This window comes from Streptomyces sp. NPDC050164 (genome assembly GCF_044459945.1).
Taxonomy (GTDB): domain Bacteria; phylum Actinomycetota; class Actinomycetes; order Streptomycetales; family Streptomycetaceae; genus Streptomyces; species Streptomyces coeruleorubidus_A.
Genome location: NZ_JBITJK010000077.1, coordinates 1 through 11045 on the forward strand (window position 1 = coordinate 1; position 11045 = coordinate 11045).

The 11045-nt window shown below is 65.8% G+C and carries 9 protein-coding genes and 3 pseudogenes; 9 read left to right on the forward strand and 3 right to left on the reverse strand.

The genetic code is table 11. The annotated features are described in order from the left end of the window. From ACIBNA_RS44520 to ACIBNA_RS44530, 3 genes and pseudogenes are all read left to right on the forward strand, one after another. A pseudogene (locus ACIBNA_RS44520) lies at window positions 1-488 on the forward strand (hypothetical protein); the annotation flags it as partial. Window positions 489-721: 233 nt separating this feature from the next. Then, entirely contained in the window at window positions 722-928 is a 207-nt protein-coding gene (locus ACIBNA_RS44525) for a helix-turn-helix domain-containing protein (RefSeq protein ID WP_054243456.1), read from the forward strand. A 66-nt stretch (window positions 929-994) separates the two neighbouring features. Continuing rightward, complete coding sequence (locus ACIBNA_RS44530) at window positions 995-2083, forward strand: tyrosine-type recombinase/integrase (RefSeq protein WP_351058456.1); 1089 nt, start codon at window positions 995-997, stop codon at window positions 2081-2083. 89 nt (window positions 2084-2172) lie between these two features. Here the strand turns inward: ACIBNA_RS44530 and ACIBNA_RS44535 are convergent, their stop codons facing one another. Both ACIBNA_RS44535 and ACIBNA_RS44540 read right to left on the reverse strand, forming a co-directional pair. Beyond that, on the reverse strand, window positions 2173-3000 hold the full coding sequence (locus ACIBNA_RS44535; protein ID WP_399171157.1) for an SDR family oxidoreductase: 828 nt from the start codon (window positions 2998-3000) through the stop codon (window positions 2173-2175). 352 nt (window positions 3001-3352) lie between these two features. Next, window positions 3353-3445: pseudogene (locus ACIBNA_RS44540) on the reverse strand (IS5/IS1182 family transposase); the annotation flags it as partial. A gap of 284 nt (window positions 3446-3729) precedes the next feature. Here ACIBNA_RS44540 and ACIBNA_RS44545 point away from each other — a divergent pair. The 6 genes and pseudogenes from ACIBNA_RS44545 to ACIBNA_RS44570 all read left to right on the forward strand — a co-directional run. Further along, entirely contained in the window at window positions 3730-4446 is a 717-nt protein-coding gene (locus tag ACIBNA_RS44545; protein ID WP_399171159.1) for a DUF4839 domain-containing protein, read from the forward strand. A 121-nt stretch (window positions 4447-4567) separates the two neighbouring features. Beyond that, entirely contained in the window at window positions 4568-5176 is a 609-nt protein-coding gene (locus ACIBNA_RS44550) for a hypothetical protein (protein ID WP_399171160.1), read from the forward strand. A 160-nt stretch (window positions 5177-5336) separates the two neighbouring features. Continuing rightward, complete coding sequence (locus ACIBNA_RS44555) at window positions 5337-5588, forward strand: hypothetical protein (protein ID WP_399171162.1); 252 nt, start codon at window positions 5337-5339, stop codon at window positions 5586-5588. A 305-nt stretch (window positions 5589-5893) separates the two neighbouring features. Next, window positions 5894-7138 (forward strand): hypothetical protein, encoded by a 1245-nt coding sequence (locus ACIBNA_RS44560; RefSeq protein WP_399171163.1) that lies wholly within the window; start codon window positions 5894-5896, stop codon window positions 7136-7138. Window positions 7139-7412: 274 nt separating this feature from the next. Beyond that, window positions 7413-8468 carry a reverse transcriptase family protein gene (locus tag ACIBNA_RS44565; RefSeq protein ID WP_399171165.1) on the forward strand — a complete coding sequence of 352 codons (1056 nt, stop codon included), beginning with the start codon at window positions 7413-7415 and terminating at the stop codon, window positions 8466-8468. Between the two features lie 603 nt (window positions 8469-9071). After that, window positions 9072-9688: pseudogene (locus ACIBNA_RS44570) on the forward strand (transposase); the annotation flags it as partial. Between the two features lie 202 nt (window positions 9689-9890). Here the strand turns inward: ACIBNA_RS44570 and ACIBNA_RS44575 are convergent. Further along, the gene (locus tag ACIBNA_RS44575) at window positions 9891-10628 is read right to left on the reverse strand and encodes a dienelactone hydrolase family protein (RefSeq protein ID WP_399171166.1); all 738 of its coding nucleotides are present in this window, start codon (window positions 10626-10628) and stop codon (window positions 9891-9893) included. Window positions 10629-11045: the final 417 nt, after the last annotated feature.

Here is an 11045-nt window from a genome sequence, read left to right on the forward strand (position 1 = left end):
CATCGCCCGCCTGCACAACCTCGCCCTCGCCGGGTGACGCAGAAACCGGCAGGCCACCCAGCACGTCAAAGATCATTTACGGGACAGCCCTTAGGGAGATTCCCCTCCAGCCCCGTTTCGTTGAGTTTCTGCGTCACTGGATCGATGAGGCTGGTCTGAGGGAGGGCGATCTGCTGTTTCCCGGCAGGCGCGGTGGGCCGCTCTCGGCTTCTGTCTACCAGCAAGTGTGGGAGCAGGCCCAAGAGGCTGTCCTGCCCCGGGACGAGCGGTACTCGTGGCGTCTGGGGGAGCCCATCTCCATCCTGCGGGAGTCGTGCCTCGTGGAGTGGCTGAGGATGGGCATCTCGTCCTTCGCGGTTGCCGAGCTGGCCGGCGTGACGCCGGATTGGCTGGCACTTCGCTACCCGTACTGCTTCCGTCGGGAGGATGCCGACATCGACTGGGATCGCCTGGCCAAGGCCATGGCCCTTCCGGAGCTCGAGCGATGAAATCCCGCCCGCGCTCCGGCCGATCCGCGGAGCGCGGGCGCCCTACCGATTTCATCCCTCTGCCCCTCGTCAGTCCTCACGCCCAGCGACACCGTCACGTCACGAAATCCTGGTTTGCGAGGTTCCACTTCGAGGTGAGGTCTCACTGCCCTGAGGGAGCTGGTTGACCTTCGCCCTGGACCGGCTGCCGCTTCGCCGGGCACCATCCCGCCCCCATCGTCAAGGATCTACCCATGCCTGCCCGCTTGCTGTCCATTCCCGCTGTCGCCGCCGCCCTGGATGTTGACCGCCGTACGGTCTACCGCTTCATCGCTGCTGGTGAGTTGCCGGTCGTCGATCTGCGGACCGGAGCGGGGCGTTCCCGTGTCCGTGTTCCCCTTGCCGGGCTCGAGGAGTTCATTACCAGCAGGTCGGTCGCTGCCCCGAGGTCCCGCCGCTGATCTCTTGCCGTCGGCTTGTCCCGCTCCACCCTCGAACAAAGGAGTAGTGCCGCGTACCTGCGCAAGTTGAAGTCTGGAAAGTGGCAGGCGACCGTCCGCAACCGGATAGGAGACCGGTTCAGCGAGTCGTTTCCCCTCAAAGCTCAGGCGCGGGCCTGGGGCATCGAGATGGAGACCCAGTTCGCGCGCGGAGGTATGCGCGACCCGCGGGCCGGTGAAGTGTCGTTCTGCGAGTGGCACGACCGGTGGTGGAACGCTCGCATCGTTGAGCCCCACACGCTGCGCGGCGACGCCTCCAACATCAAGAACCACGTCATGCCCTACTGGGCCGACTGGGAGATGCGGGCCATCACCCGCATGGACGTTCAGAGTTGGATCCGGACCCTGGTCGAGAAGGGCGCGGGGGCCGCTGCGATCAAGCGGGCCTACAACCTGACGTCCTCCATGATGCGCGCGGCCGTCGACGATGACGTGATCGCGGTAAGCCCCTGCCGCAGCATCGACCTGCCCACCATCGCGGTGAAACCGCCGCAGTGGTTCACGCTCGACCAGGCGCAGAGCATCCTGGACGAACTCCCCGCCCCGTGGCGGACGATGTGCCTGCTCGGCTTCTACACCGGTCTGCGCTGGGGAGAACTGACCGGCTTGCACCGCCACCGCATCGACACGCGTCGCGCGCGCCTGTTCGTGGTGGAGGTCAACAGCAAGAGCGGCATCAAGGAGTACCCCAAGAGCTCCAAGAGCCGCCGGGAAGTCCCGCTCCCGCCCCACGTTCTGGAGGCCCTTGAACGCCACATCCACCGGCTCGACCGGGACGCCGTGGTCTTCACCACCATCACCAAGGGCCGTACCGGGCGCCTCCTCGCCGACAGTAACTGGCGCCGGCAGACCTGGTGGCCCACCGTCGAAGCCTCCTACTACTTCGACACCGATGGCGAGCAACAGCTCGTCCCGCATTACCCGCCCCACTCCATGCGGCACACCTGCGCCTCGTGGCTGGTTCAGAAGGGAGTCTCGCTCTACGAGGTCCAGCACCTCCTCGGGCACGAGAGCTTCCAGACCACCCAGCGCTACGCTCACCTGCAGCCGGACGCGCACAAGGCCGTCCTCGGAGCATGGGAACGGATGGAAGCCCCGCTCACCGTCGCAGCATGAACGTTCCTTCACCCCTGTCCGCGCCGGACGGGGGTGAAGGCGTTTGACAGCAGGTGACGCCCGGACTGGCTGAGGTCGGACAGCGGGTGTTACCTCGTATGGAGGAACTCCCTGGCGCCGCGGAGCCTGATGCCCAGCCGGTATTGCGCGGCGCGGCTGTCGAGGCGTACGTCCAGTGCCCCCGGCAGCCGAGTGTCCGCCCGACGGCCTGCAGGCAGCAAAGAGGGTGCGATGCCGTCGCGGCGGGCGATGAGCACGCCCAGCGAGTAGCGGCTGAGGGCGTCGGTGCCGGCGAGGTGGAAGACGCCTACCTCGTTCGAGGCCGCGAGCTTCCACAAACCGGCCGCAAGATCGGCGACGTGGACGGGGCAGCGAATGTCGTCCGTGAACAGGGCTCCCTCCCGCTCGTTGGCAGCCAGCTCGTGCACCACCCGTTCGTGGTGGGATCCTCCGTCGCCGATGATCAGGGAGGTGCGGACGACAATGCCGTCCGGGCACAGCAGTCGCACAGCGGTCTCAGCGGCGGCCTTCGCGGCCCCGTACGGGGTGATCGGGTCTGGGGTGCAGGTCTCGTCGTAACGGGCCTTGCCGATGCCGGAGAACACGGCATCAGAGGAGACGTGTACCAGGCGGATTCCGAGCTTCGCGGTGGCCATGGCGATGTGGATGGAGCCGTCCGCAGTGATCGCCCAGTCCGCACCGCCGCTTGTCACGTTGATCACCGCGCGAGGTGCCACCGTAGCCAGGAGCGCTTCCACCTGTGCGGGATCACGGACGTCAAGCTGGTGCCAGGCGCCGGCCTGCGCGGCACTGGGGCGGGAGTGGAACGTAGCATCCGCCTCCCAGCCCCGTGCTTGCGCTTGGCGCAGCAGCTCCGTCCCTAAGAACCCGCTGCCACCAATGATCAGCATCCTCATGCCGCACACGCTAAGGCATGCTGTCGCGGCGGGGGAGAGCACGGAAATTGCAGCAGGAGGCCGGGCCCGTTCGGCGTGAGCGTCCTGCAGGGGACCGCACCACGGTCGTGCGCTCACCCAAGTTCGAGGCAGGGTCTGTGCGGTGATTCCTCGTGTAACTCCCCAGCAGAGAGCATCAGTTAGAACTGGTAATTCTCCCGCGGAAGAGCAGCATGAAGCAGAACTTGCGTGCGAGTGAGTCGGCAGTTGAGGGCGGTCTGCTGGCGCAGTTGACGAAGCTGGTGGTCGAGGGGCCCTAAGGGTGAGCTCAACGATCATCTCGGGCGGGAGAGCGGGGGCGGGCCGACGAAGGACCCACGACCGTCTTGCCGGCGTCGCTTCCCTGGCTCCGGGTCGGGAGGCTGGTGGAAGTCTTGACGCTCTGTATGTCGATGACACAGGCCGACAGGCTGGAACTATACGGCCCTCCATCTGCCCCTCCAGTGCATCAGCAGGCCATGGAGCTGGGCGAACACTTGCGCCGCTCGGGAGGCTACCAACGGTGATCAATTCGTTGCCCGAGGTGTGCCCTTGGTAGTGCGTGTCGACTCCGGTCTCCCGTGACACGCGTTCAGCGTGCTGCGGATCCCCTTGGTGAGCCGCCAGTTCGTGACGCCGGGCTCCTCGCGGAGTCATCTATGCTCGCGCCCAGTTGGTATGACCAGTTCGCTTCAGGGGGCGGGGAGCCGCATGGCCGATGAGATCAAGTACGAGTACAAGGCCGTGCAGACGGTTCGGGGCACCGACGGTTTGGTGATCTCGAAGATGCAGAAGGACGGATGGGAGCTCGTGGAACAGCTCCCAGGCAGACTTCGCACCACCCTCAACTTCCGTCGGCCGAAGAGGCCACTGCCTTGGCGTCTGATCGGGGCGGGGGCTGCCGCCCTCGCGGTCTTGGCCGCCATCATCGGCACGGGCGTTGCGCTCGGCGACGGCGACGAGGAGAAGGGCGCGTCAGCCAGTTCGACGGCCGCCAGTGAGAAGCCTTCTGCTACGCCGCCCACAGACGAGCCGACTACCGCTGAGGTGATCACGGCGCAGAACAGTCCCGAGTTCGCGACGTTGTTGAAGGCGGATCCGTGTGGCGAAGCGAACGTGAACTTCGCAACCAAGCACGAGGGGCAGACGGTCGCCTTCGACGGGTCAATCAGGCACATGGCGGCCCACGCGGATGACCGGACCCGCTACGACTTCCTTCTCGGCACGGGCGACAAGGGGCCGCAGACGACGGACGGCCCGAACTTCAAGTACGAGGACGTCAACACCGGCAACCTCCACCTGACCGGCAAGGAGGTCCCTGCCACCATTGCAGTTGGCGACAAGTTCCGCTTCATCGCCGAGGTGATCGAGTTCAACACGGTCCAGTGCCTATTCCGCCTCGCCCCGGTCTCGACGGAGACCCGGTAGCCGAAGTGGGCAGCCTCCCATCATGGAGGGAGCTGCCCGATGGAACGGCCCCCTGCTCCATCCATTCGAGAGTTTTGAACTTTCCCACCAGCTTGCCAGACGGCAGCGCCATCCTTGACCCATGCTCGCATCCAGCCCTGCCCAGCGGCTCGCCGACCACGTTCGACACCTCCTTGGCAGCGGACCGTTTCTCCAGCCCGGCGGATGGACCCACATGGGTGCTGTCATCTGCGACGTCAGCTTCCAGCCACGGTGCAACTACGAGAGGACTCTCCGACCGCGGCTCCTCCATTTGCAACTGAGCTGGGCTGATGCAAGAATAATCCGCGGCTTCCAGCGTCGGCTCGTCACGGAAGACCTTGCCGTGGCCATGAAGTTCAACCACGCACAGAAGGTCGCGACGGCTCACGCCATAACCGACCTCCTCGCTGCCGACGGGGTCGATACCCGCGAGGACCTTCACACCTGGCTCGATCATCAGGCCAATCGCGCCGCTCTGCGCACGGTGAAGGGAGTGGGGCCGAAGAGCATCGACTACATAGGCAATTTCGTCGGCCGTTCGCACGTCGCCGTTGACGTACATCTGCGCGCCTTCGCCGTGGATGCTGGTGTTCCGGACCTCCCATACGACCAGTTGCGCGCAGTGTATGAGGAAGCCGCCGCGCTTCTCGGGCACGACAAGGGCGGACTGGAGCATGCCGTTTGGCGGCATAGGTCGAGGGTCGCGTAGCCACCCAGCGGGCCTGGGCGTTGTAGGTGCGGGTTACAGCAGGCTGATCTGTTCGTCGGCACACCACGGGATCGGTGCGGACGCGCTGGTCCCTGGCGAACCAGCCGGATGGCGTCTTCGGCCAGATGACGGTCTGCCGGTCTGCCGTTCGGGCGAGCTGATGGAGATTGACTCCATCCCGTTCGACATGCTGGTGCGTCTGGACAATGGCGTGGTCGGGCGGGTGGAGCTGACAGGTCTGGTCGACGCCGCAACCTGTAGCGTCACCGCGGCGGTGCTGCGTCCGCCGACGACATCGGTGGATGCGTCCTTTCTGCTGGCACGTTCGGTGACACCGGCTCCGATGCGTCCTGGCTGGGCGGAGGCTTTGCGGTTGGAGCGGTCGGCCGGGACGTGGCGCCCTCGACATTGACAAGGGCACCCAACCGGAGTGGGAGCGTTCGATCCTGTGGTGCGCCTGCCGCCGACCACGCACGCGGGCTCACCCAGCTCGACGAACAGGGCCACCGGCCGCAGCGGTGGACGGCCCTGCCCGTCGAGCAGGGGGCCGGGCCGCGAGAGCGGCGGCCGCCGATGCGGAGAGAGTTCACCGCGCAATTCCCGCCCGATGAGGACGAAGGCGGCCGTGCGCCCGGAACTATGCCCACACAGGCGTGGGCAGTCGCTACGGTGGGGTACACCAGCTCAGATGCGGAATCCGGTACCGAGGGGGGCGCGATGCACACGCGTGCCGCGGGGAAGCCGACGAGGCCAAGCGAAACCCGTCAGGGGATCGAATGGCTGACCAACTTCGCCCCCAGGGATGTTGAGACGGCTCAGCAGTTGCTCGACGGCCTGCATATCGTCTCGGAGACGACGTTCAGGCAGGGGCTGTTGGAACATCTGCGATCGGCCCTAGCCGGTGAAGTCAACATGGAGAGGCCGGCAGCGTTGTATGGAGTCCGCTCCTGCAAGTCGACGGACACGATGTACATCGGCAACGTCACACCGCAGGTTTCAGGTGGCGATGGCGGCGGAAGCGAGTTGATCGTCCAGAACATCATCCGTGATGTGCAGCGGAGTCTGGACACCTCCGTTGTGACGCGCAACGCCATGACGATTGATCTTCTCCGGGAGCGGCGTGCGCGGAGCCTAGTGTTCGTTTCCGACTATGCCGGCTCAGGTGAGGAGTCTCTGGCGTACGCGCGGGCCTGGCTGCGGAATGCGACGATCCGCAGCTGGCGCTCCCTGAAGTTGGTCCGGCTGCACCTGGTCCTCTTCGCCGCGACGACCACCGGACTGCGGCGCATCCGTGCAAGTGGACTGTACGACGGGGTGTCGGTGCTGCACCGTGGGATGGACCTTCCTTCGGCTCAGTGGCAGAAGGACGAGCTCTGGAGGATCAGGAAGCTGTGCGAAGACTACGCACGGCGGACCGAAGACGGTGCAGGCTGGTCGGGCAGCGAGGGACTGCTCGTGTTCGAGCACACCGTGCCGAACAATCTGCCATCCATCCTGCGCCAAACCAGGGGCCGGACTCGGCGTCCCGACGGGAAGTGGGCGCCGTTCTTCGAGCATCGCACTGCGCCACCGGGGCTCATGCGTGACCTCGTCGGATACCGGCCAGAGCGCCACGCAGAACTCGGGCTGCGTGGCATGGGGCGAGTCCAACTGACGGGATCGGGCAAGCTACACGTGCGCTATCGCGGCGGTATCAGGGACCTTGTTGAGGTACTCGGCCACATCGCGAAAGGCCGTAGGCACCCCGAGCAACTGGCGACCGCGGTTTCGGCCTCCGTTCCGATGGCCAGAGACCTCGTCCTCCAGGCCCAGAAGCTCGGTTTGGTGGACTCTCAAACACGGCTTACCGACGCAGGGTGGAAGGAGCTGCGGGCAGCCAAAGCGAGGCCCCGGTTCGTCGTAAGCCGCTTGCAGGGCAGTCAGGAGCCTTACTGCCCTGACTCCCTGCGGGAGAGTCGGTGACGGCCTAGCGCAATCGGCGAGGTAATCGTCGAGTCAACGACCTGTACTTGCAGGTCAGGCTGCGGTCGTGAGCCGCACGCTGTGGACAAGCTGTCGAACGCCTGGATGGTGCGAGGCGCACGTGCTCCTACGGGGGTCTGGCGCGCGACTCGCACCAGCCCGCCGGGGCGGGATACACCGAAGGTAGGTCACCATCGACTCTCCCGCGCACTACCGGAGCCTCGGCCGCAGGAAGGGCGTCACTTCCGAAATCATCGAGGAGGCGCTGGCGCAGATGCAACGAGTCCGAAGTCAAGGACTCACACCTGTAGTGACGCTGGGGCATCTGGCCCATCAGACAGGCGCGCCTTACCTCTACCTACGAAAGATCGTCCAGCGGCGATTGGACCCATACACCGAGTTCTCCCGCCCCAAGCGTGAGCCCGGCAAATCTCGCACAATCGCTTCCCCAGCGCCCGTCTTGATGGACGTACAACGCTGGCTCCTGGGCAACGTATTGAGTCGGATACCGACGCACCGGGCGAGCTACGCCTACCAGCAGGGACGGTCTGCCGTGCAGTGCGCGCAGCTTCACCTTGGCGCCTCGTGGTTGTTGAAGTTCGACCTACATGACTTCTTCCACTCCGTCAATGAGCGCGCAGTTCAATCGATACTGCGGGCGGTCGGCTACAACAGTCTCGTCTCCTTCGAAATCGCCCGCGTCTGTACCCGCCTCCCGGGCGGAATCACCTGGCCGCACTTTAGGAGTGCTTACCAGGCCATCCCCACCTACAGGGCGCCGGTCCTGGGCTACCTCCCGCAAGGAGGTCCCGCGAGTGGCGCCCTTGCCAATCTGGCCGCCCGCGCACTAGACGAGGCTCTCTCATCCGTCGCCGACCGATACCGCATGACGTACACACGCTATGCGGACGACATGACCTTCTCCACTCTGAGGAGCCTCGATCGCTCGACGCTCACACACTGTGTCTCCGAGATCTCGGCAACGGTGTCAGCCGCACGGTTCCGGCTACATAGGAAGAAGACCCGCATCGTGCCGCCTGGTGCACGCAAGATTGTCTTGGGCCTCCTCGTGGACGGCGAAAGAGTCCGGCTGCCGCGACATACGCGACAGGGGCTCGAAGATCACATCCGCGGCGTCGCCAAATTCGGGCTCGCGGCCCACGTCAAGCACGCCCAATACAGCTCGCTTCAAGGGTTCGTCAACCACATCGACGGACTGCTGGCGTATGGGCACGGCGTGGACCCAGCGTGGTCGAAGCCACTAGCAGACCGGTGGGAAGCCTTGATGGACGTCGCGGGTCTTACGGCCCAGGAACGCCGGCTCTGGTAATCAAAGATCGCATCCCAGCTCACTCAATCCTCGGTGCGTCCATGTCGGTGCGCCGAGTGCGACCCAAGTGTGACCGCAGCTGCTCCGTCTGAGGCGGATGGGTTCTGGGTCGTGACGCTCATTTGACGCTCGTGACGCCTTCTCGAAGGGAGGCGAGCTAAAAAACCGCCCCTCACCTGGGGTTTTCCGAGCCCTGTTCAGGTCAACATCTTTCCGATGACGTCGCACGTGGAGTGCGTGGCGATCTTGGAGCCTGTCGCGAAGGGGCTCTGACCTGCAATTTCCTGCGTTCTTCAGATGCGGACGCGAGTGCTCGACCTGTTTCCCGAAGGCCATCACATGGAGCTGGCACTTTCCGCTCGCGACATTGGTGACCTGCGATTTTCGTTACGTCAAGCGGTTGGCTCTCATGGGTCGGGGGCGCTGGGTGCATATGCCTGTTGCTTTGTCTTGACGCTGTATCTGATGGCGTGGCAAAGGGAAGAACCGGCCGTCGCCCCGCCTCGGTGCGTTCAGCCACAGGACGTGGAGGCGCGAGGTGGTGCCTCGGCCGGATCGGAGGGGTGCGGCTCCCCCGGGAGGATGGTCACCTGCAGCGTAAAGGACCGGCTGCTGCTGGTCGCCGCGTACTGGCGGACCAACCTGCCCCTGCGACAGCCGGCACCGCTGTTCGGGGTGTCGAAGTCGGCAGCCGACCGCATCGTCGACGACCTCGGGCCTGCGCTGGCCCTTCAGCAGCGCAAGCGGTTCCGCGAGGACACCGTGCTGATCGTGGACGGCACCCTCGTACCCACCCGCGATCACACCGTCGCCGAGTCGAAGAACTACCGGTCCTCGACCAACCACCAGGTCGTGATCGATGCCGACACACGGCTCGTCGTCGCTGTCGGCCGGCCGCTGCCCGGCAACCGCAACGACCGCAAGGCGTGGGAGCTGTCCGGCGCCAAGGATGCCGTCGGGAAGACCACCGTCATCGCGGACGGCGGCTACCGGGGCACCGGCCTGGTCATCCCGCACCGCCGCGAGCGCGGCCAGGCGGAACTGCCGGCCTGGAAGGAGGAACACAACGCTTCCCACTGCAAGGTCCGCGCCCGCGTCGAGCACGTCTTCGCCCGCATGAAGAGCTGGAAGATCCTGCGCGACTGCCGCCTGAAGGCGACGGCGTCCACCACGCCATGCTCGGCATCGCCCGCCTGCACAACCTCACCCTCGCCGGGTAACGGAGGAACAAGCAGGTCAACGAGCATGTCGTAGATCATTTACGGGACAGCCCTCAGTGCCGTATCAAGCAACGTTGGCCCTGGTTGTCGCCCGGCGGTGTCGGCTCGATCGAGCCGATGCAGCAGATGGGCGGCGCCCATCCGGCTCCGGCGAGGACCTCTTCGGCGTCGATGTCTCGTTACAGATCCATGCCTGCCTGGGTCATGCCCCCAGGTCCTCCGTCACGGGCAGGCACTCGGCGAGCAGGTCGACGACGTCGCGCCAGGCTCGCTGCGCGTGCTGTGGGTGGTAGCCGACACCGGGGACCGTGGGGTGGTCGACCGGCGGGTGGTGGAAGGCGTGTAAGGCGCCGCCGTAGACCGCGAGGCGCCAGTCGACGCCCGCGGCCTGCATCTCAGCGGTGAACGCGTTCCGTTGCGCGGGCGGCATGATCGGGTCTTCCGACCCGACCCCGGCCCACACCGGGCAGCGAATGCGCGCTGCCTCGCCCGGCCGGCCCGTGGTAGTTGCGTTGACTGTCCCGATCGCGCGCAGGTTGACGCCGTCGCGCCCGAGTTCCAGCCCGACGGCACCCCCGGTGCCGTAGCCGACGGCGGCGATCCGGTCGGGGTCGGTCCGCGGTTCGGTGCGCAACTCGTCGAGTGCCGCGTGGCCGATGCGCCGCATCCGGTCGGGATCAGCGAGCAGTGGCATGCAACGGGCCAGCATCTCCTCGGGGTCACCCAAATAGCGCCCGCCGTGAAGGTCGAAGGCCAGCGCTACATATCCCAGCTCGGCGAGAGCATCGGCCCGGCGGCGCTCGACGTCGCTGAGCCCCATGCCCTCTGGTCCGAGCAGCACTGCGGGCCGGCGGTCGACACCGGCCGGGAGCGCGAGGTGCCCGATCATCGTCAAACCGTCGGCCGGGTACTCGACCGTACGCGTCGTAATCGTCGTCATGAGACTGGACTGTAGTGATCGTCGAGCCCGGTCCGGCCGGTGTTCTGCCGCCGGCAGAACAGCGTAGGTGTCCCTCTGAAATACGGGACGGGCCCTAGGACAGGAGGTCTCTCTCTACGGGCTGACGCTCATTCGACGCTCGTTCTGATGAGACGTCAGGGTGACGGCCGCCGCAGCGGAGGGGCGGGGTCGCCACAGCCCGCCTCGGCTGGGGCCGCTGCTGCCCCGCTGAGCCGACGCATCAGATGGGCAAATCCGGCTTGCGTCCGATACAAGGTGCCAACGCGCGCATTGCGTTGATCACGTTCCAGTACGCAAGTGCCCCTTAGCCTCGCGCTTTCATGAACGTGCTCGTCCATGCCTTGATCAAATAAGCGGAGAGTGCTCCTGACCTGCAACGATGGGACTTGTCGAGGG

Excerpts from the sequence above, each read along its gene's own strand:
- ACIBNA_RS44525 (WP_054243456.1), top strand. The coding sequence starts at position 722 with ATGCCTGCCCGCTTGCTGTCCATTCCCGCTGTCGCCGCCGCCCTGGAT.
- ACIBNA_RS44535 (WP_399171157.1), bottom strand. The coding sequence starts at position 3,000 with ATGAGGATGCTGATCATTGGTGGCAGCGGGTTCTTAGGGACGGAGCTG.
- ACIBNA_RS44545 (WP_399171159.1), top strand. The coding sequence starts at position 3,730 with ATGGCCGATGAGATCAAGTACGAGTACAAGGCCGTGCAGACGGTTCGG.
- ACIBNA_RS44550 (WP_399171160.1), top strand. The coding sequence starts at position 4,568 with ATGCTCGCATCCAGCCCTGCCCAGCGGCTCGCCGACCACGTTCGACAC.
- ACIBNA_RS44555 (WP_399171162.1), top strand. The coding sequence starts at position 5,337 with ATGGAGATTGACTCCATCCCGTTCGACATGCTGGTGCGTCTGGACAAT.
- ACIBNA_RS44560 (WP_399171163.1), top strand. The coding sequence starts at position 5,894 with ATGCACACGCGTGCCGCGGGGAAGCCGACGAGGCCAAGCGAAACCCGT.
- ACIBNA_RS44565 (WP_399171165.1), top strand. The coding sequence starts at position 7,413 with ATGCAACGAGTCCGAAGTCAAGGACTCACACCTGTAGTGACGCTGGGG.
- ACIBNA_RS44575 (WP_399171166.1), bottom strand. The coding sequence starts at position 10,628 with ATGACGACGATTACGACGCGTACGGTCGAGTACCCGGCCGACGGTTTG.